Source organism: Natrialba swarupiae (genome assembly GCF_008245225.1).
Classification (GTDB): domain Archaea; phylum Halobacteriota; class Halobacteria; order Halobacteriales; family Natrialbaceae; genus Natrarchaeobius; species Natrarchaeobius swarupiae.
The window spans coordinates 346,327-366,393 of sequence record NZ_VTAW01000001.1 but is presented as its reverse complement, the minus strand read 5'-3'; the positions used below and the strand labels follow the sequence as shown (position 1 = coordinate 366,393).

The following is a 20,067-nucleotide window of genomic DNA, read 5'->3' as shown; positions in this document are numbered from 1 at the left end:
TCGAATCAGTGCATCCGCTCGAGCCACCGCGCCCCCGTCCGCAGGTCGGCCGGAATCTCCTCGCCGAACGAACACCGCGCCCGCTCGGTTTCACAGGGGGTGCCCATCGCGACCCCGATCGTCGGCGATCCGCCCTCGAAGATCGCCGTGCTCGCGGTCGTCAGCTGGCCGAACGCGTGTGGTTCGTCCGTCTCCGGTTCCGGATGGCGACAGATCGAGTCGTCGCCCGGTCCATTCTCGTGATCCTGTGCGATCTCCCACAGATCGTCCCGGTCGAGTCGCCCCTTCTCTTCGAGCAACTCGAGCGCTCGCTCCCGCCGGGTCGTCGAACTCTCGGTTTCCGTCGAGCGTGAGTGGACGAAGTGGTTCGTCCGCGTCACGACGGACTCGTCGTCGACCGCGATCCGCTCGGCGACGGGATCGATCTCGAGCAGGAGGGCGTCGGTGTCGTCGGCGAGAAACAGCGTCTGGCCCATCAGCCGACGCGTCGGGTACGACTCGAGTGCCGTCCGCGCCTCGGCGACGGTGGCACACTCCTCGAGGACGATCCGGATGGCGGTTCCGTTCCGGAGCTGGTGTTCGGGGTCGATGTCGTCGCGCTCGCTGTCGATGTAGGTGTTCGCGGCCACGAGTCCCCGGTCGTTGACGCCCTTGAAAATCGAGATCGTTCCGCAGGTGTCGACCGTCAGGAAGCCGTGGTAGCGGTCGATCGGCGGCTGTTCGACGATCGACTTGGGCCGGACGCCACGTCCTGCAACGTCCCGATTCTTGCACACGAGCGGCCCGTCGACGACCTCGAGATCGGCTTTCGGACTCGAGACCAGCGCGTTCGTACATCCCTTCGGGTTCTTCTCCGATCGCCCCGTTCCCTCGGCCAGCTCCTCACAGAGTTCCGAGAACGCGAAGACGTACACCTCGTAGGTGTCGGAATCGACGTCGAACGCGTCGGCCATCGCCTCGTAGGATCGTCGGTGACGATCCGGGAGACTCTCGCGGCTCCGGCGCGCGTACTCGAGCAACGGCTCGAGGTCGACACCCTGTGTGGATACCTGCGACTCGAGTTCTTCGATGGCCCACTCGACGGCGTCGCGTTCGGTCTCGGCTCGCCGACGCGACTGCTCCGCGAACGTCTCCGCGCCGGCAATTTCGTCGCCGTACGCGATCGTCCCGGTGTCCGTCTCGTCCATACGGGCGTGACGGGTCCCCGTCGGTTGTATCGCCGGCCTGAACTGTGAGAGTGGCCCCGATCCGATTGGCTGTCAGCCGACCGCTAGTTGCCAGGCGGTCCGCCGCCGTTACCAGCGTGTCCGGGCGGTCCGCCACCGCCGTTTCCGGCGTGTTCCGGTGGCCCGCCGCCGTTACCGGCGTGCCCTGGTGGCCCGCCACCGTTTCCGGCGTGTCCCGGTGGTCCGCCGTCGCCGGGACCGCTCCCTCGAGGTGCCTTGCCGCTGTTTCCGGGACAGCCGTCACCGGCGGCGGGGGCGTCGCCGCTGTTGCCCGGACAGTCGCCCTGATGGCCCGGCGCGTCGCCGCTGTTTCCGGGCGCTTCGTCCTCGTCTTCGTCCTCTTCGTGTGGCGATGGATCGTAGGCATCGAACAGCGGGAACGCCTCGTCGAAGGCCGTCGTCTCGAGTACGGTCGGGTCGTCCGCGAGGTTGTGTTCCTCGTCGACGACCGCGTCCGCGTTGAATCGGAGGTCCGTGTTCAGCGCGTCCGCGAGATCGTTCAGGTTCTCCGTGTGATCGGCCGACGCCTCGGCACTGCCGAGCATGACGACGGCGCCGCCGTCGTTTCGGAACTCCCGAAGCGCGAGGATCTCGTCGAACTCGAGCTCTCGAGCCGGTGCCGTAACCAGGACGGCCCGTGGCGTCTCCGCTTCGGCCGGGAGCGTCTCCGGCAGGTCGTTGATCTGGCGGAGGCGAAGGCCCACTCCCTCGAGATAGCGGAGGTAGTACTGACAGCGCTCGAGCGAGAGCGAGCCATCGGCGTTGAACTGTCCCTGTCCGCCAGCGACGAGGACGTCGCCGTCGGTCTCCGAGAGGTGATCGAGGAGATTCGAGAGGAACGGGAAGTTGCCGTAACCGCTCGTGTCGACGTCGAACTCTTCGCCTTCTTCGTACTCTTCGTGGATCATCAACCCCCCGACGAGTGCGACGCGTTCGTCCTCGTCGACGCCGACCAGCGGAATCTCGTCGTCGTAGGCGACGCCACCGTCTTCGAGTTCCTGGTCGGCGCTCGAGGAGGCGGAAACCGCCACCCGGTCGTCCGAGAGCGGGCTCCCGCCCCAACCGTCGGCGCTCCGGATGCTCCGTGCCGACGGAACGAACAGCTCCTCGACTGGGTCGTTGCGGATCGCCTCGAGCGCGTCGAAGTCCGCCGCCGACCAGATGCCACGTCCCTCGGCGAGGGCGTCTTCCTCGAGAGCAGACCACTCGTCGTGGTTCGAGAAACCGGAGGAGTAGACGCGGGCGTAGCCTTCCTCGATCGTCTCGCGGTTGTAGTTTCGCGAGAACGAGTCGGTCGCGAAGTCGGCCGCAAACTCGTCGGGATCGTAGTACATATGAGTGAGCAATCGACCGTAGTTGCCCCGAAGCGGCTCGTTCTCGTCGAACGTCATCTTGACGTGACGTCCTTCGATGTCGGTGTCGCCGGCCTCTGCGTCCTCGGGTGCCATGAGTTCGAGCGAGAACTCGGTGGCGTTTTCGCCCCACTCGTAGAGGTGTTCGTCCGCGTCGTCGGGGATGCCGAACCACTCTTCGGGTTCGTTCTCGGCGGGCGGCGTCTCGGCGGTGTCCATCCCAATGTGACGGACGACGTCGCGGTAGCCGTACTCGGTGTCGAACTCGACTTCGAACGTGTCGCCGTCGAAGACGCGGACGACCCGTCCGTAGTACTCCTCGCCGCGCTCGAACTCGATGGCGACGCCGTCTCTGTCGGCGAAGTAGTCGAACGCCGGCGAGAACTCCGTCGACAGCGGCTCGTACTCCGGTCCGGCGTTGTAGACCTCGTCTTCGACCTGGCCGCCGTTGAACCGGAAGGCGAGATCCAGATGGTCGGCGATCTCGTTCAAATTCTCCGTTTGGTCGTTCCCGCCGAAATCCGACTGGTCGAACAGGAAGACGCTCCCCCCGTCGTCGACGAACGACTCGAGCGCCTCGAGTTCGTCGTCCCAGAACTCCCACTCGGGCGTGGTGACGACGAGCCCGTCCGCGTCGTCGAGTCCGACCGAGACGTCTCCCTCGAGGTACTCCTCGGCGAAGTCGGTCGTCGTGAACACGAACTCAGCCCAGCCAGTCGCGTCGTCTTCGACCTGGTCCGCGTTGAACCGAAAGCCCAACTCGAGCGCGTCGGCGATCTCGTTTAGGTTGTCGGTCTCGTCGTGGCCGCCGAAGTCCGACTGGTCGTGGAGGAAAACGGCCCCGCCATCGTCGACGAACGCCGCGAGCGCCGTGAGTTCCGCGTCCGTGAACGCCTCCGCGGGGGTGGTGATGACCACTGCGTCGGCGTCCGTGACTCCGTCACCGTCGCTCGAGTCATCGGCGTCGCCGTCACTGCTCGAGTCGTCGGCGTCGCCGGTCTCGTCATCGTCCGAACCCCCACCGAGAACCGCGAGCAGATCGTCGGTCGGTTCGACGGTGTAGCCTGCCGCCTCGGCGTCCGAGACGAGGCCTTCGAACTGCGAAGCGTCGTAGTACTGGCCGTGACTCTCGTCCCAGTAGACCGTCTCGCCGTCGACCACGTCGTCCCAGACGTTGAGAACGAACTCCCTGTTATCGTCCCGGTCGCTCTCGTCCTCGGCGAACGGCGCGCCGAAGCCGACGACGTTGCCGTCCCGCGTGATCAGCGGGATTCGCTCGTCGTCGCCGTAGATGTACGCGCCCTCGTCGGTTCCGTCGACGTTCGTCGCCGTCGCCTCGGCCCACGCCAGCACCGAGCGGTCGTCGTCGCCCGCGAGGTCGTCTTCGGTGAGCGCGTCACCGTCGGCTGAGATCTGACTCGCCGTCGAGTAGAACTCGAGGACGGTCCCGTCGGCGTCGAACTCCTCGAGTGCCTGGAGGTCGTAGCCGTGGTCTTCCGCGTAGCGGCGAAACGTCCCGTGGCTCTCGAGGTCCCAGTACTGCTGGTGGCTCTCGTCCCACAGGACCGTGCTGTTGGGTCCCATCAGCTCGTCCCAGGCGTTGAGGACGAACTGCTCGTTGCCGAAGTGGAAGCCGCCGCGTTCGTCGCTCAGGAAGCCGGCGCTGCCGATCCCAATCACGTTGCCGTCCTGGCTGATCAGCGGAATGCGCTCGTCCTCGTAGAAGACGACGTCGTCCTCGTCGGTTCCCTCTTCGTCAGCGATCATTACGGACGCCTCCTCGGAGGCCCACGCGACGACGTGGTCGTCGTCCGCCAGCGGCCCGTAGTCGGCGCTCACCTGCGACGCCGTCGAGTAAAACGACAGCGCCTCGAGGCCGTCGCTCGCGGTCGATTCACCGGCCGTCGCGCCCGTCGATCCCGACAGCGCGAACGCTCCTGCCGTCGCCCCGAGCAACGAGACGAACGAACGTCGCCCGAGTCGGTTATCACCGATCGTGTCGTGCGTGCCCATGATGTCCCCTGTTCTTTCCCATCACATAAGTATTGGTGTTATATAATTCAATAAATCATGATGTTCGTTCTCACGGGATATTCACTAGATATAAAATAAGCAGGCGACTGACGGGGTCGTGTGGACGGTTCGGCCTCGCTCTGGATGGGGAAATGTACTATATTTAACACCAGGTTCGGGGGCAGGGATCCGACCTCTCGTCCCGTGGTGCGTGGACGTTTTACCCGTCCGCGGTCACGGGTTCCGTATGGGATACGCCTGTCCGGTCTGTGACGTCGAACAGGCCGACGCCGAACACCTCGCGAACCACCTCGCGGTCACCGCTTCGCTCGGCCGTCGGGACCACCTCGAGTGGCTCGAGGAGCACGCCCCCGAGTGGAGCGACTGCTCGCCGACGGAACTCGGCGAGATCGTCGCCGAACACGCCCCGGAGATCGAGACGCCGGCGTTCGAGGGCGCGAGCCACGACACCGAGCCGGGTCGTCCGCCGGGATTCGAGGCCGGACTCGCAGAACAGAGTCGCCGGTCAGGACGCGGCGAGCTGACGGAGGAGGCGGCGGGCGTCCTCGAGGAGGCCCGTGAACTGACCCGGCGAATGGAGGTGGGCGGAGACGCCGACGAACACGGCGGGGGCGGGAGCGACGCCGGCGAGTCGGGTGACCGCGACCAGTCATCCGACGACGCGGACGGGTCCGCGTAACCGGATCGAACGAAAACGCGTAACTACCCGTCGCCCGACGGTTCGCGTATGCACACGGTCGGGAGCTTCGAGTTCGAGTCGTCCGCCGAGGCACGCGAGGCGTACGAATCGGTCGGCCCCGCGGCCCAGACGGTCGTTCGCGAGGTCGCCAAGGCGATGTCGTTCGACCGCGCGGAGTACGACGACCGCGTCACGGGCGACGTCGTCGAGACGGCTCGAGACGCGCTGTTCGCGAGCCTCCTGTCGGTCGCCGTCGGCTCCCGCGAAGCGTACGAGAAGTGGCGCGACGAGTACGAAGGCGAGGTCACCGAGATCGGCAACGAGAACGTCGACAACGTCGTCTGGCACGCGGGACCCGAGGGGGAGGCCGTCGCTGCGACCTTCCAGAACGAGGAGGAGGCGGCGGTCGCGACGTTGCGCCGGCAGGCGTTCGGCCGAATCTACCGCGAACTGGTCTGATGCGGAACGCTGTCGCGGTGGGATCGCAGGGTTGCTCGCGGACCGACCGGCGCTGACGGACACCGTACGAGACGGTTCGCTGTGACCGTCCGACCGCCAGCCGTAGTACGAGGGTTTTTATCGACGCCTTCGAAGGTTCCGTATGGACAGGGTCGGCAGGATCGTGACAGGCTGGACGCTCGAGGGGACGTATTCGCGGTGGACGTTCGAGGGGACGGAGACGAATCGAGTGTTCGAGGAGACGGTGACGAATCGGGTGTTCGAGGAGACGGTGACGAATCGGGACGGCCCCCTCGAAATTCGCGGACCGGCGACTACCGTCAACGAGGGAGGCGAACGCCGATGAACCGTCGCCGACTCGGTTTGATGTACGTCTTCGGGATCGCGCTCAACGGCGCCGCACTGGTCGTCGCGGCAACGGCCGGTTCGACGCTGTACGCCGTCACGTTCGGCCTCGTCATGGTCTATCTCGGTATCCGGTACGTGATGGTCTCTCGAGAGTAGTCGATCCGATTGTTCTCGAAAGTGATCGATTCTTGCCCTCGAGAGGAGTCGATCCGATTCCCGTTGACGTCTGCAACTCGACCGCCTTGTCTGCCGTCTCAGACGGATTGCTGTCCCTGTGTGCCGCCGCATCCGGGACCCGTTCTCCGGGTGTGGCGGTACTGACGGACAGCAGACCGTCTCGAATCCAGCCGTCGTCGCCCGTGGCCGGTGCCCTCATAGTAGACGAATCAGTTCAGCCGTATTGGTATGGACCGTCGGATCAGTCCGTGGGTATGGACGTGGTTCCCGCACACCTCGAGGTGGCTATCTACCTCTACTTCCTCGTCGTCGCGGCGGCCGGATTCCTCCTCTACGCACGGGTCTGGTTCGGCCGACACGATGGTGATTCCGCCGCTTCGAGTACAAACTGATCGTCTGGTGTTCGTCAGATCTGTGGGGCGAAATCCGTCCCGGTCGGACACAGGGACAGTACGCCACTCCGTCCACTACGACATTACCGATCGCGAAAGAGCCGATACGCCCCCTGGCCGGTTGCGACCTCGCGCGTCTCGCCGTCGGGCGTCGTACTCTCGACGACGACCTCGCTGACGCCGACGCTCGAACCGGCTCGAACGACCTCCGCCCGCGCGGTGAGGTCGCCGGTCGCCGGCCGGAGGTAGTTGACGTTCAGGTTGATCGTCGCAACCTCGCCGCCGAAGGGGTCCTCGAGTTCAGTTCGAAGCGCGAGGCCGCCGGCGGTGTCGACGAGCGTCGCCGCGACGCCGCCGTTGATGTCCGGCCGCCGGTCCGTCGGGCCGTTCGGGCGCGCGTTCGTCAGCTTCTCGTCGTAGGGAATCGAGAGCGTCATCGTTCCGTCGCCGACGTCGTCGACGGTCGTCCCGATCCACGAGAGGAACTCGTGGTGTTCCTCGACGACGTAGCTGACGGCCTCCCCGAGGTCGTCGAACTCCGCCATCGCGGCTTGCAGATCGTCGGTCATGGAACGCCGTCCGACGGGGAGGCCCTTGACGGCACCGCTTCTCTCGTCGTCGGTTGCCGAGCGTTTATTCAGCCGGCCGTCGGCCGGGAGGAGGATCGAGACGTCGGTGGCGTCACGGAGCCGGTCGTCGGCCACGACGATGTGCCCGTCCGAATCGAGCTGAGAGACACCACCCAAGACACGTTCACGAGCGTTCGATAGCACCTGTAGACGTCGGCGTCCCCCACGTCGTCCCGGAACGGCTCGTCGGGCTCCGTGGGCAGATCGGCCATATCCGTAATTGGTGCGCTCGGAGTGAAAGTTCACTGCCGGGAACCGCCCCAGCCACATCGCCCGTCGCTCCGTTCGGGCGCGTTTCGCTCAAACGTCTCCTTCACCTATCACAAAGCGTTTACTCGTTCCCCACGGCGGGTCGTGTATGATGCCCGATAGGCGGTCCCTGCTCGCGCTCACCGGTGCCCTCCTCGCCGGTGTCGCGGGGTGTACGAGCGACGGCAACGGGAGTTCGGACGACACCGACGGAGACGGTGATGCCGATCCCGACGGTACCGACAGCGGCGACGCCGACGGCGACGATGGCTCGTTCGACCGGGAGGCTCCCGACTTTCCACGGATCGACCCCGTCACCGACCCCGATATCGAGGTCGACGCCCTCGCCCAGCAGGTGCGTGGAAACGTCGCGTTCTCGCTCGAGGCGCTCGCTGAACTTCGGGCGGACGAGCCCGACAACAATCTCTTCTTCTCGCCGTACAGCATCTCCGTCGCGCTGGCGATGACCTACGCTGGCGCACGCGGCGAGACCGCCGAGGAGATGGCCGACGCGCTGCGCTACGACCTCGAGGGCGAAGAGCTCCACGCCGCCTTCGGCGCGCTCGAAGACGAGTTCGAGCGGCGCAACGAGGACGGTGCCGAAGTCGAGACGCCGGAGTGGACGGACGACGGGGAGGATGACGACGACGAAGACGAGGACGACCTCGGCTTCCAGCTCTCGAGTGCCAACGCCGTCTGGGCAGAACAGACCTACCCGTTCGACGACGACTACCTCGACCTGCTCGAGGCGTACTACGGAGCCGGCGAGCACGTCGTCGACTTCAGGGACAGCCCCGAGCAAGCCCGCCAGGAGATAAACGAGTGGGTCGAAAGTCGGACGAACGACCGAATCGAGGATCTCCTTCCGGAGGGATCGATCGACCAGGCGACTCGGATGGTCCTGACGAACGCGGTCTACTTCCTCGCGGCCTGGGAGTACGAGTTCGACCAGGCAGGGACCGAACCGAAACCCTTCACGAGCCTCGACGGCACCGAGAGCGAGGTCCAGATGATGTCCCAGGTCGAGGAGTTTCGGTACGCCGAGGTCGATGGCCACCAGCTGGTCGAGTTGCCCTACGCCAACGGCGAGACGAGCATGATCGTCGTCTGTCCCGCCGAGGGCGAGTTCGAGGCCTTCGAGGAGTCGTTCTCGGTCGACCGGCTCGCGATCATGCTCGAGGAGACCCGGCGTCCGGAGGTCGACCTCGAGCTTCCGAAATTCGGCATCGAATCGTCGTTCAGCCTCGTCGACGTCATGCAGGAGCTTGGAATGGAGCAAGCGTTCGTCGGTTCCGCCGACTTTACTGGGATGGTCGACGGCGACGACGAACTGCTGGCCATCGACGACATCCTCCACGAGAGTTTCGTCGAGGTCGACGAGGACGGCACCGAGGCGGCCGCCGCCACGGCGGTCGTCGTCGAGGACACTGCGGAGTCCCAGACCGAGCGCGTCGAGATGACCGTCGATCGCCCGTTTCTCTTTTACGTCCGGGACCGGCCGACGGAGACGCCGCTGTTCGTCGGTCGTGTCGTCGACGGCGAGACCCTGGAAGCGGAGTAGCCGAGCCGGCTCACCCGCGACGAACGCCCACCCGAACTCGCTCGCCGACTGCGAGCCCGTGATCGCTCCCGACGAGTTTCGCGCCGAAGCCACCGTCTCGAGCGCAGAACGTCGAGAGGCCGGTGACGGGGTCGCCGTTTGCCGTCACGACGACGTCGTCCCAGTTGATCGTCCGACCGTCCGTCTCGAGGGTGCCGATTCGTTCGCCGGCGAGCGTGAGCGGCCCCTCGGGCGTCCCGTGATCGGACACACCCCGCGTTCGCCGGTGGTTCGTCTCGAGGAGGCCGCCGCCGTCGTAGTGGGGGAGCCCGCCGTCGAGAACGCCCGCGAACCCGTCGGCGTGGTCGCCGTTCCCACGACCGACTCCGATCCCGACGAACTCCGGTCCCGGATTCGGGTGGGTGGGCGCGTCGAGAACGGCGTACGTCTCGCCGGTCGCGACCACCGTTCCGGTTCCATCCCACGCGAGCGGTCGGATCTCGACGTCCGGCTCGAGCCGGAGCGACCCCGTCGCCCGCCGGAGGTTCTGGTCGGGACGGCGAACGCCAACGTGGAGGTGGTTGTCGACCCAGGGGGCGAAAAAGCCCGCGCGGACGAGTTCGCCGAGCGAGTCGCCCATCTCGACGCGGTCGCCGGCCTCGACCGCCGGCTCGACGTGGAGGATACGCGCGATCAACCCCTCGAGTTCGGGCGGCTCGTCGCAGTCGACGAGAAGGAGGTGATCGTGCGTGGGCGCGTAGGGTTTCGGCGGCGCGCGGACCGTCCGCGTCTCGCGGACGACGCCGGAGACGGGACTCGGGGCGGCCGTGGTGCGCCCGTCCTCGAGCGTCCCCGGGTAGAGGTCGATCGCACAGCCGCAGTCGTGTGCGGGGTACGGCGAGTTGTACAGCGAGAAACGAGCGTAGCGAGAGAGCACCGAACTGGGGACTCCGACCGTCATTCTGTCGACTCCACTCTCGTGAATCGAGGGGACGGGAGCGTTTAGGGTCGTCGACCCGAATCCGTGCGTATGCGGCTGTATCGCGGACGCCCGTCGACGATCGAAACGGACCGAGCAGCGAGTACTCGCCTCCTCGAGGTAGCCGCCGCTGGCGACCCCGCGGCTCGCGTCTGGGTTCCCCACCGACAGGTCGCCTTCGGCCGTCGAGACGCCGGGACCGACGGCTACTCCCGTGCGCTGGAGGCGGCTCGAGCCCGCGGGTTCCCGGCGGTCGAGCGCGCCGTCGGCGGTCGAGCCGTCGCCTACGACGGCGAGACGACGATCGCGTTCGCCCGCGCCGAACCGGTCACGGACTTTCGACGGGGGATCGACGACCGCTACGAGCGGACGACCGCGGCCATCGAACGCGCGCTCGGCGACGTCGGCCTCGAGGCTCGACGAGGCGAACCCGACGGCGCGTTCTGTCCGGGATCACACTCGCTGTCGATCGCTGCGCCGTCCGGTGGCGGCGACGGGAACTCGCGATCGGCAAAGGTCGTCGGTATCGCCCAGCGCGTCCGACAGCAGGCCGCGGTCACTGCCGGTATCGTCATCGTCGACGGAGGGAACGAACTGGTGGGCGTCCTCGAGGACGTCTACGGCGCGCTCGGACTGGCGTTCGATCCGGACGCCGTGGGCGCGCTCGCCGACGCCGGCATCGACGTCGAGCCAGAAACGGTCCGGGCGGCGCTCGAGACCGCTCTCGCCGGCGACGACGAGCCCGAGCCGCGCCCGATTGCCGAACTCGTCGACGGCGAACCGGGGGACGTATCGCGCGTCTCGGATACCGACGACGGCCCGTCAGTTCCCGATGATTCGGGAGGGGGTTCGTGGTAACGTTTTCGAGGCTCGGTCACGTCTGACTCGAGTATGTCGCCACGATCCGGCCCGGACCACTCCCCCTCGACCGACGACGCAGCCACGACCGATCCGTCCTGGACCGAACTGCTCGAGGACGCGGCGTCGATCGCCGACGAGTACCGCGAAGACGGCTGGGACGCCGCCCTCCTCGAGCCGATCGCCGTCTCGCCGAGCGAGCGGGAGGATCGGTTCGGCTTCGACGTTCTGGTGTCGGACGCCGAGTACGGCCTCCTCGAGACGCTCGTCGAGAACGACGACGTGACGTTCGCAGACGCCGAGGTGTACTACCGGCCGGCGGCGGGGACGGACCGTCGACTCGCCCTCGCGGTCGAACGCGACGCGACGAGCGAGACCGCGGTCTGCGTACCGCTTACGTACGCCGTCGACGAGGCGCGTCCCGTACTCGAGACGGCGGTGCTCGAGGGAGAGTTACTCGTTCACGTCCGATCCGCGGGTTCGGAAGACTCGAACGACACCGAGGATTCTGACGCCGACACGTCCGCGAAAGACGACGGCGACGATTCCGACCAGTGGGTGACGTTCTCCCACGGCGACCCGTCGCTGTTTCTCGAGGAGTCGGACCTCGAGACCGGGCCGACCGAGTAGACTCGAAGCCGAACCGATCCAGCGCCCGAACTCGACTATTTAATCCCCGTCTCGGTAGTTTTATTTTACGAAGGTTTCTCCGAACCGTATGAAGCGACGAACGATGCTTACAGCGGTCGGCGGTGGTGTGGTCGCAACGGCGGGCTGTCTGGCCTCGATTCCGGCCGGTGACGACGACAGCGAGCCCGAATACGGAATCGAGATCGAAACCGACGACGCACTCGAGGCGGTCGACATCGGCTTCGGCGTCGAAGTCGAGGAGGGGGCGACGCCGGAGTCGCCGGCGAAGCTGAACATTACGATGTACAATCACGCTGGCGACGGTGCGACGAGCTTCGCACAGACGGTCGAAACCGGCCCCGATCCGCCGTTTTCCGGGCGCATCGGCGAGAACGAAAACGACGATCGACTCGTTCTCGAGCCGATCCTCATCGAAGGCGACGACACGAGGGGAGAACACGTCGACGGTGACTGCTGGCGGGCGTCGTCCTGGCTCCTCGAGTCGATACTCGAGTACGCCGAGGGGGAGGGAGGGTCGATCTCACTGGACGCGAGCGGAGGTCTCTACCTCACCTACTACCTGCTCGTCCACCCCGATGCGGATGGCTGTATGCCCGCGGGAACGTACCGGTTCGAATCGGACCAGTACGGCGTGGACGACCACACCTGGGGGTTCGACCTGACGCTTCTCGAGCCGATCACGGCGACGGCCTCGACGGACGCGGAATCGGACTGAAGCTGTCGTCCGCTACTCCTCTTCGTCCCGGTCTCTGAGCTGTTCGCTGGCCTCGCGGACCTCCCGCATCACGCTCGAGATGCGCTCTTCGGCCTCGAGTTCGTCCTCGACGGAGAGGTCGACGCCTTCGACCTCGAGGAGGAACTTGGCGACCTCGGTCGATTCGTACATCACGTCGTCGAGTTCCTCGGCGGTGAAGAAATCACACATCGCGCCGTAGAGGAAGGTTGCACCGGCCGTCCGAACCTTGTCCTCGAAGGAGGATCGGGCCTGATTCACCGCCTGGGGCGTGTAGGTGTCGGTCATAAAGGGGACGAGTTCGGGCAGGTTCTCGCCGATCTTGGTCATCTCGACGCCCGTTTCCGTGCGAAAATCGGAACAGAGGCGGGCGATGGCCCACTCGCGGGCGGTGATATAGGTTCGGTCCCGCAGGAACTCGTTGACCCGGTCGTACTGGGCGCCGTCCATCTTCGTAAACCGGGCGTACTTCTGGACGTCTTCGGGAACGTCGGACTCTTCCGACTCGGGGTCCGGAACGCCCGGCATCGGCCCGTCGTCGTTCGAGTCGCCGTCGCCGGTCGCGCCCGCCGCGTCGTCGGCTCGTTCACCGGTTCCGCCCGCACCGTCGTCGACGTCGTCCGATTTCTCGCCGACTCCACCGGCCCCCTCGTCGACGTCGTTTTCCGTTGCCCTTCGACTCTCGTCGTCGTCCGCACTCGAGTCGGACGAGGCGGTTCGTTCCGACTCCGGTGCGTCCGGTCCGTGGCTCATGGAGGCCTATTCCGAGACGCGTGGGATAAGGATTGTTCTCGGTTCCGACCGGGGGCGTGGCGGTCGCTGTTGAACTGTAAACTGGACTCGAGTTTCGTGAGGTTCTCCCGGATTTAAGTCCGTGAGCGGCGTTCGGTAGGGTATGGCACAGAAACCGGTCGTGGTCGAGGCGGTACGGACGCCACAGGGCAAAGAGGACGGCGCGTTCGCGGACGTGAGGAGCGAAGATCTCTCCGTGCCGTTGATCGACGAGATTCTCGCCGAAACCGGACTCGGTGGTGAGGAGATCGACGACCTGATGTGGGGCTGTGCACAGCAACGCGGCGAGCAAGGCAACAACCTCGCCCGCGTTATCGCGTTACTCTCGGAACTCGGCGAGGGCGTCCCCGCGACGACGATCAACCGCTGGTGTGCGTCCTCGATGCAGGCGTTGATGTCGGCGTCGGACGCCATCGCGGCGGGCAACCGCGACGCCATCGTCGCCGGCGGCGTCGAGAACATGAGCCGCGTCCCCATGGGCGAGAACACGCACAACGTCCATCCCCGGATGGCCGAACTCTACAACATCGGCGAACTCCAGATGGGGATGACCGCCGAGACGGTCTCCGAACGGTACGGCGTCAGCCGCGAGGCCCAAGACGAGTACGCCGCACGGAGCCAACAGCGTGCGGTCGAGGCGACCGAGGAAGGGCGATTCGACGACGAGATCGTCCCCATCGAGACCGAGGACGGCACCGTCTCGGAGGACGAGGGACTCCGCCCCGGCACGACCGCCGAGAAACTCGCCGAACTGCCGACCGTCTTCAAATCCGACGGCACCGTCACGCCCGGCAACGCCTCCCAGATCTCCGACGGCGCGGCCGCGTTGCTCGTCACGAGCGAGACCTTCGCCGACGAACACGGCCTCGAGATCCTGGCCGAAGTCGGCTCGAACAACGTCGCTGGCGTCGATCCGACCGTGATGGGGATCGGTCCCGTTCCGGCGACTCGCGGACTGCTCGAGCGGACCGGCCGCGAGATCGACGACTACGATCTCGTCGAACTCAACGAGGCCTTCGCCAGCCAGGCGATCTACTCGCGGGACGAACTCGGCATCGATCCCGACGTCTTCAACGTCAACGGCGGCGCGATCGCGATCGGCCATCCGCTCGGCGCCTCCGGCGCGCGTCTCCCGGTGACGCTGATCCACGAACTCGAAAAGCGCGGCGGCGGCCGCGGACTGGCGACGCTCTGTGTCGGCTTCGGCCAGGGGGCGGCGATCGAACTCGACGTAAACTGACGGAGCGAACTCAAGGTGAACTGACCGGAGTAGCGATCGAACTCGAGAGTGGATCCGGAAACCTGTCGATCCGCCGGCGAACGCCGGCTCGAACGACGACCGAAGACGGAACGGTTTTGTTATTAAATATACAACTATTCTGCGAGGAGCCATGACCGCTGAATATCCGTCCGCGACGCGCGAAATCGGGATGGTGATTCTGGCAATCGTCGCACTCGTCGTCGTCTACCTGATGGTCACCGTGACGTTGGCGTTCGGGCTATTCGGCGCGTTCGTCCTCGTCGCCTTCGTCTACGTCTGGTTTTTCGTCTGGAACGCCGACTCGGGCGATCTGTCCGGCGGTCAGAACTGTCCATCCTGTGGGTCCCGAATCGGGGCCGACGAGGACGTCTGTGAGTACTGCGGTGAATCGCTGTGATGCGGCCGAACGAGTTGGCAGTCCTGTAAGTGGACCCTGCGTCGGTAGGGTCACGGCACGCCACCCACGTGGCCGGCATGGCGCGTTCGATCGGTCGACCAGCCTCGAGCAAGCCGGCAGTTTAGTACGCTCGAGCCGTAGGCCCGGTATGGACGCAATCTTGCTCGCGGTGATCGTGGGCGTTCCGATTGCCTGGCACCTCGGCCTGACGGCGTTTGCCTACTACGACGCCGGCCGCGTCGGGCTCGAGCCGCCGTGGAAGTGGGCGGCGATCACGTTCTGTATCCCTCTGTTCGGGTTTTTCGTCTACATCTTCGAGCGAAGCGAGCTGTCGTACGAGCCGGAGACCGATCCGTACAGGGGACACAACTTCAACATTCACCCCTCGCGTGCGGACGACGCGCCACTGCGGTCGCGCGGGGACGACCGCGACCCGTCGGGGGAGACACCCCACGGCGAGGGTCGAAGCGACGCGGACCGATAAGACCGTTTCCTCTCCGTCGGCGTCGGCGCATCCGTGACATAGACGGCGGGTGCGCCGGGTGATCGAGACAGTAGCCCATACGAGTCACGAGCGGGACCGAGTTCGAAGAAGGATCGACGAAAAGCGAGCCAACCGCGTCACATTCGAAGTGCGTAGACGATAACGAGCAGACCGATCACCTGGCTGAGTTCGGCGACGGCGACGACTCCCTGCTCTAGGACCGCCACCGGGCCGATCGCCCCGACGAGCGAAATCGCGACCACGAAGAAGACGAACGGGACGCCGAGGACGAGGACGAACCCGGTCGAGAGATAGAGCATCGGGCGACTCTCGTTTCGCCGGTAGCCCCGGTAGGCGATGTAGGCGATCACGAACCCGAGGATCCCCTTCAGGAAGTTGATCCCGAGCATCGCCAGTTCGAACTGATCCGCACGAAACACCTCGTGTACCTGCAGTGGGGTCTCGAGCATCTCACATCTCCTCGATCAGGCGGGTGAATCGATCCGACATGTTCTCCCGGCGGTCGATCCGAAACTCGATGCCGTCGTCGTCGATCTCGACGAGGATTCGCTCCAGGTTCGTCGCGTACATCGTGTGGTGGTGTCCTCCGTCGGGATCCGGACGCGTCCGCTCTTCGAGGAGGTCACACCGACGCAGATCCTCGAGCCGACGGTACACGGTCGGTTTCGACGCGCCACACCGTTCGCTCAACGTGTTGGCTGACATGGGTTCTCGGTACGTTTCGGTAAGGATGCGCCGTGCCGTCTCGTCTTCGAGCAGGGCGGCGACTTCCTCGAGACGCTCCTCACTCACGGTGGATACGTGCAGGGTGAGTGGATATATAGGCGTGACGACGGCTTCATCCCCTGAAGTCGTGCTCGAGGCGCTTTGACGGTGCCGTCCGATGGAACGAACGAGATGAGACGTTCACCCGCACACCGATCCGATCGGATTCGCGCTGCCAGCCGGTCGATGCTTTCGTCCGTTCTGCTGGCTGTCGTCGTGGTCTCGCTTCTGATCGCTGGCGTTTCGGGTCCGGTACTGGCTTCCGGCCCGGTGCTGGCCGCGAATACTTCGGCTGGGACGCAGGAAACGGACGCTTCGCCCGACGGGGTAGTGTTCGACGACGAGGAAGAACTCGAGGCGCTGGTCGACGACCTGATCGCCGAGGAGATGGCCGAACACGACGTCCCCGGCGCGACCGTCGCCGTCGTCGAGGGCGACGAGACGGTCCTCGCGAAGGGATACGGCGAGGCCGACGTCGAGACGGGAGAGCCGGTCCGCGCGAACGAGACGGCGTTTATGATCGGCTCCGTCGGCAAACTCGTCACGTGGACCGCCGTGATGCAGGGTGTCGAGGACGGGACGCTCGACCTCGACGAGGACGTCAACACCTACCTCGAGGATTCGGCGGTCGAGATTCCGGAGACGTACGACGAGCCCGTGACGCTTCGTCATCTCGGCACGCACACCGCCGGCTTCGACACGAAGCTCAACCCGGGAATGGTCGAGGGATCGGAGGAGGTGACCAGCCTCGAGACGGCGCTGGTCGAAACCCAGCCCGAACGGGTCAGCCCGCCCGGCGAGGAGCCCCGCTACTCGAACTGGGGAACGATGCTCGCCGGCCACGTCGTCGCCGAGGCCCACGACACCACCTTCGAGGAGCACGTCCAGTCGGAGCTCTTCGAGCCACTCGAGATGGACCACAGCACGTTCGCCCAGCCCGTCCCCGACGATCAGCCGGGCGAACTCGCCGCGCCACATATGCCGACCGCCGACGGCGTCGAGCGCGACGATCGGGTCTACATCAACTGGCGACCCGCCGGCTCGATGAGCGCGACCGCGACCGATATGGCGACGTTTACGAGCGCCCACCTCGGCGACGGTGCCGCGGGCGACGCCCGGATCCTCGAGCCGGAGACGGCCGCGACGATGCACGACGTCCACCACGAGCGCCATCCCGCGCTCACCGACTGGCGGTACGGCTTCTACGAGTACGGCCCGCCCGAGGACGACCTGATCGCCCACTCGGGCGGCACGCTCCACGAGACCACCAAACTCGTTCTCGCGCCGGAGGAGGAAGTCGGCGTCTTCGTGTCGTACAACGTCCGAAACGAGGGGGCGCTCCCCGCGAACGTCGCCGACGAGATCCTGGCGGCGTACGATCTCACGTCCACACCGACGGCACCCGAAGAACCGATCGAGAGCACCGACGACGGCGACGGAACCTCACTCGAGCGAGCGGAGACGGTCGACGGCGAGTACGAACTCTCGATGGTGCCGGACGACGGGCCCGAGCAGGCACTCGGCGTCGTCACCCGGCTATCGATCGACGCGACCGACGACGGCCGCCTCGAGAGCCACACGCTCGGGTTCGACGAGCAAGAGTGGGTCGAGACCGAGCCGTACGTCTATCAGGAGGTCGACGGCGACGACACCCTCGTCGCCGAGGTCGACGACGGGACGGTCGAGGCAGTCCACCTGAACAGCGCGCCGATGGCGACGTTCGATCCGGTCGCGACCCACGAGCGGACGACCGTCGTCGGTGGGACCATCGGGGCCGCACTCGTCGGCTTCGCCCTGTCGATCCTGGGCTGGATCGGTCTCGCTATGTGGCGCGGCTGGCGCCGGTATCGAACGCGAGCGCGCGGCGACGGGAACGAGAGTGCGAGCGCCAAGGCGGACGGAAGCGCGGGCGACGAGGGGGACGGCACTACCGCGAGAGCGATCCGACGCCGACTCGAGTCGCGGTTCCGCAGTCGATCGTGGCTCACTCGAGCCGCCGGCACCGCGCTGTGTGTCGTCTCGATCGCCTTCGTCGTACTGTTCGTGGCGTCGTTCGGGACTGCGGGCGAACTCGCGTTCGTCACGATGCCGCTCGCGCTACGCGTCGCGCTCGCACTCCCGCCGTTCGTCGCGGCGCTCGCGGTCGCGACGACGATCGGAACCGCCCTCGCGTGGGACGACGGCTACTGGAGCAGGCGGGGGCGCATCCACCAGACGGTGCTCGCCGTCCTCGGACTCGCGTTCACGTGGCAGCTGTTCCAGCTCGGCTTTCTGGGCCTGTAAACTTAGCAGGTATCGGACACGAAACGTACCGAATTGACGACCGAAAAACGAGTCGACTGACGATCAGTCGTCGGCCGGAACGCCGCTTCCGTCGACCGCTCCGTCGGGAACCGTCCCGTCGTCGTTCCAGCCGCGTTCCGCGTAGTACTCCTCGAGTCCCTCCTCGAAGCCGGGAATCTGGTCGTCGTAGGGGAGCGCGTCGTCGCTGCGATCGAAGCCGCGCTGGTTGTTGAAGTGGCGCTCGAGCGCGACGATTTCGGCGCCGATCTCGAGTAGTTCGTCGTAGTCGGCGTCGAGCAGCGTCGCGAGCCGTTCCTCGTCGACGAAGCTCCGCGAGAACTTACAGAGGACGGCGCTGTCTTTGATCGCGTTGACGTTCTCGAGTTCGACGATCTTCGGTGGCTTGCCCTCCACACCCTCCTTCTCGAAGGCATCCTCGGCGTCGACCAGTGGGTACTCGTAGGGGTAGAACTCGGCGTACATGTGATCGGCACCGCGATTCGAGGTGGCGAAGGCGAGCCCCTGGCCGTTTAAGGTGCGGCCGTCGTGGGCCGAAAACTCCATTCCCTTCACGGTCCAGTTCTCGACGCCGAGTTCGTCGTGGACCCGGTCGACGCCCTCAGCGAGCGTGTCGCCGATCCCCTCGCGGTAGGCGATCTTCTCGACAGTTTCGTGAATCAACTCGGCGTTGCCGAACTCGTCTTCGCTCGCGAGGTAGGCCGCGACGACGTCGCCCGCGGAGATCGTGTCGAGCCCGAGTTCGTCACAGAGCTTGTTCGATTTCATCACGTCGACGATGTCGTCGACACCCGAGTTCGAGCCGAACGCCATCAGCGTCTCGTACTCCGGCCCCTCGGTCTCGAGGCCGGTTTCGTCGTCTTTCGTCGGAAGTTTGCAGGCGAACGCACAGGCCGAACAGGTCCCTTTCTTGTACTTTTTCTCCTCGATCCGGTCGCCGTCGATGTCGTCGATGTGTTCGAAGGAAAGTTCCGAGAAGTACCGCGTCGGCAGGGCCTCGACGCTGTCGGCGTAGGACGCGACCGACGACGTGCCCTGACGTTTCATGATGTGATCGGACTGGGCGGCCTCGCCGTGGATCTCCATCTGGATCGGCGGAATCTCGACCTCGTTCGTCGAGTCGCCGTCGAACGTGATCGCCTTGATCCCCTTCGATCCCAGGACAGCGCCGAGTCCGCCGCGGCCGAACGCCCGTTCTTTCGACGTCATGATCGAGGCGAATCGCACCTCGTTCTCGCCGGCGGGGCCGACGACGACGGTGTGTTCGGCACCGAGACCGTGTTCGTCCTCGATGTACTCGCACGTCTCGAAGACGGTCGCCTCCGCCAGGTCGGGGACGGGTTCGAACTCGACGCCCTCGTCGGTGACGTGGACGACGAGGAGTTCGTCGCTCGAGCCGGTGACCTCGAGGGCGCTGTAGCCCGTCCCGGTGAAGTTTCGCGAGAGGAACCCACCCGCGTTCGAGGAGAGCAATCCGTCGGTCAGCGGCGAGAGGGCGGTCGCCGACATCCGGCCCGTAAAGCTCATCGTCGAGTGCTGGAGCGGCCCCGTCGCGAGGTAGAGCCGGTTCTCCGGTCCGAGCGGGTCGGCGTCGAACGGGACCCGATCGTGGGCGAGTCTGGTTCCCAGCGCCCGACCGCCGATCGAACGCTCGAGGACGTCGTCGATTGGTTCGGTCTCGACCGAGCGCTCGCCGACGTCGATCGTACACAGCGGTCCCTGGACGTGTTTCATATCCGG

At 65.9% G+C, this 20,067-nt stretch carries 21 protein-coding genes; 13 read left to right on the top strand and 8 right to left on the bottom strand.

The window, feature by feature from the left end; genetic code table 11:
- Positions 1-5 precede the first annotated feature (5 nt).
- Together FYC77_RS01820 and FYC77_RS01815 are read right to left on the bottom strand one after the other, a co-directional pair.
- A complete protein-coding gene (locus FYC77_RS01820) occupies positions 6-1,187 on the bottom strand; it encodes a C45 family autoproteolytic acyltransferase/hydolase (protein ID WP_149079771.1) in 1,182 nt (393 codons plus the stop codon).
- 83 nt (positions 1,188-1,270) lie between these two features.
- Positions 1,271-4,591 carry a thermonuclease family protein gene (locus tag FYC77_RS01815; protein ID WP_202911750.1) on the bottom strand — a complete coding sequence of 1,107 codons (3,321 nt, stop codon included), beginning with the start codon at positions 4,589-4,591 and terminating at the stop codon, positions 1,271-1,273.
- A 247-nt stretch (positions 4,592-4,838) separates the two neighbouring features.
- Here FYC77_RS01815 and FYC77_RS01810 point away from each other — a divergent pair, with 247 nt between their 5' ends.
- The 5 genes from FYC77_RS01810 to FYC77_RS20305 all read left to right on the top strand — a co-directional run bounded on the left by FYC77_RS01810 (position 4,839) and on the right by FYC77_RS20305 (position 6,667).
- Positions 4,839-5,291: a DUF5810 domain-containing protein gene (locus FYC77_RS01810; RefSeq protein WP_149079770.1), complete on the top strand. Its 453-nt coding sequence runs from the start codon at positions 4,839-4,841 to the stop codon at positions 5,289-5,291.
- A 48-nt stretch (positions 5,292-5,339) separates the two neighbouring features.
- A complete protein-coding gene (locus tag FYC77_RS01805) occupies positions 5,340-5,750 on the top strand; it encodes a DUF5809 family protein (protein ID WP_149079769.1) in 411 nt (136 codons plus the stop codon).
- 142 nt (positions 5,751-5,892) lie between these two features.
- Positions 5,893-6,096: a hypothetical protein gene (locus FYC77_RS01800; protein ID WP_149079768.1), complete on the top strand. Its 204-nt coding sequence runs from the start codon at positions 5,893-5,895 to the stop codon at positions 6,094-6,096.
- Positions 6,093-6,254, top strand: coding sequence for a hypothetical protein (locus tag FYC77_RS20310; RefSeq protein WP_202911749.1), 162 nt, complete (start codon positions 6,093-6,095; stop codon positions 6,252-6,254). Before FYC77_RS01800 ends, FYC77_RS20310 begins: the two co-directional genes overlap by 4 nt.
- Positions 6,255-6,529: 275 nt before the next feature.
- Positions 6,530-6,667, top strand: coding sequence for a hypothetical protein (locus FYC77_RS20305; protein ID WP_202911748.1), 138 nt, complete (start codon positions 6,530-6,532; stop codon positions 6,665-6,667).
- An 83-nt stretch (positions 6,668-6,750) separates the two neighbouring features.
- Here FYC77_RS20305 and FYC77_RS01795 read toward each other — a convergent pair whose 3' ends face one another.
- Positions 6,751-7,236: a PaaI family thioesterase gene (locus tag FYC77_RS01795; RefSeq protein WP_149079843.1), complete on the bottom strand. Its 486-nt coding sequence runs from the start codon at positions 7,234-7,236 to the stop codon at positions 6,751-6,753.
- Between the two features lie 418 nt (positions 7,237-7,654).
- Here FYC77_RS01795 and FYC77_RS01790 point away from each other — a divergent pair, with 418 nt between their 5' ends.
- Entirely contained in the window at positions 7,655-9,106 is a 1,452-nt protein-coding gene (locus FYC77_RS01790; RefSeq protein ID WP_149079767.1) for a serpin family protein, read from the top strand.
- A gap of 10 nt (positions 9,107-9,116) precedes the next feature.
- Here FYC77_RS01790 and FYC77_RS01785 read toward each other — a convergent pair whose 3' ends face one another.
- Positions 9,117-10,046: a hypothetical protein gene (locus FYC77_RS01785; protein ID WP_149079766.1), complete on the bottom strand. Its 930-nt coding sequence runs from the start codon at positions 10,044-10,046 to the stop codon at positions 9,117-9,119.
- Between the two features lie 69 nt (positions 10,047-10,115).
- Between FYC77_RS01785 and FYC77_RS01780 the strand changes: the two genes are divergently transcribed.
- From FYC77_RS01780 to FYC77_RS01770, 3 genes are all read left to right on the top strand, one after another.
- Positions 10,116-10,922 carry a lipoyl protein ligase domain-containing protein gene (locus FYC77_RS01780; protein WP_149079765.1) on the top strand — a complete coding sequence of 269 codons (807 nt, stop codon included), beginning with the start codon at positions 10,116-10,118 and terminating at the stop codon, positions 10,920-10,922.
- A 33-nt stretch (positions 10,923-10,955) separates the two neighbouring features.
- Positions 10,956-11,552 carry a DUF7529 family protein gene (locus tag FYC77_RS01775; RefSeq protein WP_149079764.1) on the top strand — a complete coding sequence of 199 codons (597 nt, stop codon included), beginning with the start codon at positions 10,956-10,958 and terminating at the stop codon, positions 11,550-11,552.
- An 88-nt stretch (positions 11,553-11,640) separates the two neighbouring features.
- A complete protein-coding gene (locus FYC77_RS01770) occupies positions 11,641-12,288 on the top strand; it encodes a hypothetical protein (protein ID WP_149079763.1) in 648 nt (215 codons plus the stop codon).
- 12 nt (positions 12,289-12,300) lie between these two features.
- Here FYC77_RS01770 and FYC77_RS01765 read toward each other — a convergent pair whose 3' ends face one another.
- Positions 12,301-13,059, bottom strand: a complete 759-nt coding sequence (locus FYC77_RS01765; RefSeq protein WP_149079762.1) for a DUF5806 family protein — start codon at positions 13,057-13,059, stop codon at positions 12,301-12,303.
- A gap of 142 nt (positions 13,060-13,201) precedes the next feature.
- On the opposite strand from FYC77_RS01765, the gene FYC77_RS01760 reads away from it, so the two are divergent.
- The 3 genes from FYC77_RS01760 to FYC77_RS01750 all read left to right on the top strand — a co-directional run bounded on the left by FYC77_RS01760 (position 13,202) and on the right by FYC77_RS01750 (position 15,240).
- Positions 13,202-14,338, top strand: a complete 1,137-nt coding sequence (locus FYC77_RS01760; protein ID WP_149079761.1) for a thiolase family protein — start codon at positions 13,202-13,204, stop codon at positions 14,336-14,338.
- A 151-nt stretch (positions 14,339-14,489) separates the two neighbouring features.
- Positions 14,490-14,756 carry a hypothetical protein gene (locus FYC77_RS01755; RefSeq protein ID WP_149079760.1) on the top strand — a complete coding sequence of 89 codons (267 nt, stop codon included), beginning with the start codon at positions 14,490-14,492 and terminating at the stop codon, positions 14,754-14,756.
- Between the two features lie 148 nt (positions 14,757-14,904).
- Positions 14,905-15,240: a hypothetical protein gene (locus FYC77_RS01750; protein WP_149079759.1), complete on the top strand. Its 336-nt coding sequence runs from the start codon at positions 14,905-14,907 to the stop codon at positions 15,238-15,240.
- A 137-nt stretch (positions 15,241-15,377) separates the two neighbouring features.
- Here FYC77_RS01750 and FYC77_RS01745 read toward each other — a convergent pair whose 3' ends face one another.
- Positions 15,378-15,710 carry a DUF7521 family protein gene (locus FYC77_RS01745; RefSeq protein WP_149079758.1) on the bottom strand — a complete coding sequence of 111 codons (333 nt, stop codon included), beginning with the start codon at positions 15,708-15,710 and terminating at the stop codon, positions 15,378-15,380.
- Position 15,711: 1 nt separating this feature from the next.
- The gene (locus FYC77_RS01740; RefSeq protein WP_149079757.1) at positions 15,712-16,053 is read right to left on the bottom strand and encodes a winged helix-turn-helix domain-containing protein; all 342 of its coding nucleotides are present in this window, start codon (positions 16,051-16,053) and stop codon (positions 15,712-15,714) included.
- Positions 16,054-16,158: 105 nt separating this feature from the next.
- Between FYC77_RS01740 and FYC77_RS01735 the strand changes: the two genes are divergently transcribed.
- A complete protein-coding gene (locus FYC77_RS01735; protein WP_149079756.1) occupies positions 16,159-18,309 on the top strand; it encodes a serine hydrolase domain-containing protein in 2,151 nt (716 codons plus the stop codon).
- Between the two features lie 63 nt (positions 18,310-18,372).
- Here FYC77_RS01735 and FYC77_RS01730 read toward each other — a convergent pair whose 3' ends face one another.
- Positions 18,373-20,061 (bottom strand): aldehyde ferredoxin oxidoreductase family protein, encoded by a 1,689-nt coding sequence (locus FYC77_RS01730; RefSeq protein WP_149079755.1) that lies wholly within the window; start codon positions 20,059-20,061, stop codon positions 18,373-18,375.
- Between the last annotated feature and the right edge of the window lie 6 nt (positions 20,062-20,067).

What these genes read in the sequence shown, in the direction of transcription:
- FYC77_RS01765 (WP_149079762.1), bottom strand. Translation starts at nt 13,059, where the DNA reads ATGAGCCACGGACCGGACGCACCGGAGTCGGAACGAACCGCCTCGTCC.
- FYC77_RS20305 (WP_202911748.1), top strand. Translation starts at nt 6,530, where the DNA reads ATGGACGTGGTTCCCGCACACCTCGAGGTGGCTATCTACCTCTACTTC.
- FYC77_RS01735 (WP_149079756.1), top strand. Translation starts at nt 16,159, where the DNA reads ATGAGACGTTCACCCGCACACCGATCCGATCGGATTCGCGCTGCCAGC.
- FYC77_RS01745 (WP_149079758.1), bottom strand. Translation starts at nt 15,710, where the DNA reads ATGCTCGAGACCCCACTGCAGGTACACGAGGTGTTTCGTGCGGATCAG.
- FYC77_RS01795 (WP_149079843.1), bottom strand. Translation starts at nt 7,236, where the DNA reads ATGACCGACGATCTGCAAGCCGCGATGGCGGAGTTCGACGACCTCGGG.
- FYC77_RS01800 (WP_149079768.1), top strand. Translation starts at nt 5,893, where the DNA reads ATGGACAGGGTCGGCAGGATCGTGACAGGCTGGACGCTCGAGGGGACG.
- FYC77_RS01805 (WP_149079769.1), top strand. Translation starts at nt 5,340, where the DNA reads ATGCACACGGTCGGGAGCTTCGAGTTCGAGTCGTCCGCCGAGGCACGC.
- FYC77_RS01785 (WP_149079766.1), bottom strand. Translation starts at nt 10,046, where the DNA reads ATGACGGTCGGAGTCCCCAGTTCGGTGCTCTCTCGCTACGCTCGTTTC.
- FYC77_RS01775 (WP_149079764.1), top strand. Translation starts at nt 10,956, where the DNA reads ATGTCGCCACGATCCGGCCCGGACCACTCCCCCTCGACCGACGACGCA.
- FYC77_RS01760 (WP_149079761.1), top strand. Translation starts at nt 13,202, where the DNA reads ATGGCACAGAAACCGGTCGTGGTCGAGGCGGTACGGACGCCACAGGGC.
- FYC77_RS01755 (WP_149079760.1), top strand. Translation starts at nt 14,490, where the DNA reads ATGACCGCTGAATATCCGTCCGCGACGCGCGAAATCGGGATGGTGATT.
- FYC77_RS01780 (WP_149079765.1), top strand. Translation starts at nt 10,116, where the DNA reads ATGCGGCTGTATCGCGGACGCCCGTCGACGATCGAAACGGACCGAGCA.
- FYC77_RS01750 (WP_149079759.1), top strand. Translation starts at nt 14,905, where the DNA reads ATGGACGCAATCTTGCTCGCGGTGATCGTGGGCGTTCCGATTGCCTGG.
- FYC77_RS01810 (WP_149079770.1), top strand. Translation starts at nt 4,839, where the DNA reads ATGGGATACGCCTGTCCGGTCTGTGACGTCGAACAGGCCGACGCCGAA.
- FYC77_RS01730 (WP_149079755.1), bottom strand. Translation starts at nt 20,061, where the DNA reads ATGAAACACGTCCAGGGACCGCTGTGTACGATCGACGTCGGCGAGCGC.
- FYC77_RS01820 (WP_149079771.1), bottom strand. Translation starts at nt 1,187, where the DNA reads ATGGACGAGACGGACACCGGGACGATCGCGTACGGCGACGAAATTGCC.
- FYC77_RS01790 (WP_149079767.1), top strand. Translation starts at nt 7,655, where the DNA reads ATGATGCCCGATAGGCGGTCCCTGCTCGCGCTCACCGGTGCCCTCCTC.
- FYC77_RS01770 (WP_149079763.1), top strand. Translation starts at nt 11,641, where the DNA reads ATGAAGCGACGAACGATGCTTACAGCGGTCGGCGGTGGTGTGGTCGCA.
- FYC77_RS20310 (WP_202911749.1), top strand. Translation starts at nt 6,093, where the DNA reads ATGAACCGTCGCCGACTCGGTTTGATGTACGTCTTCGGGATCGCGCTC.
- FYC77_RS01815 (WP_202911750.1), bottom strand. Translation starts at nt 4,591, where the DNA reads ATGGGCACGCACGACACGATCGGTGATAACCGACTCGGGCGACGTTCG.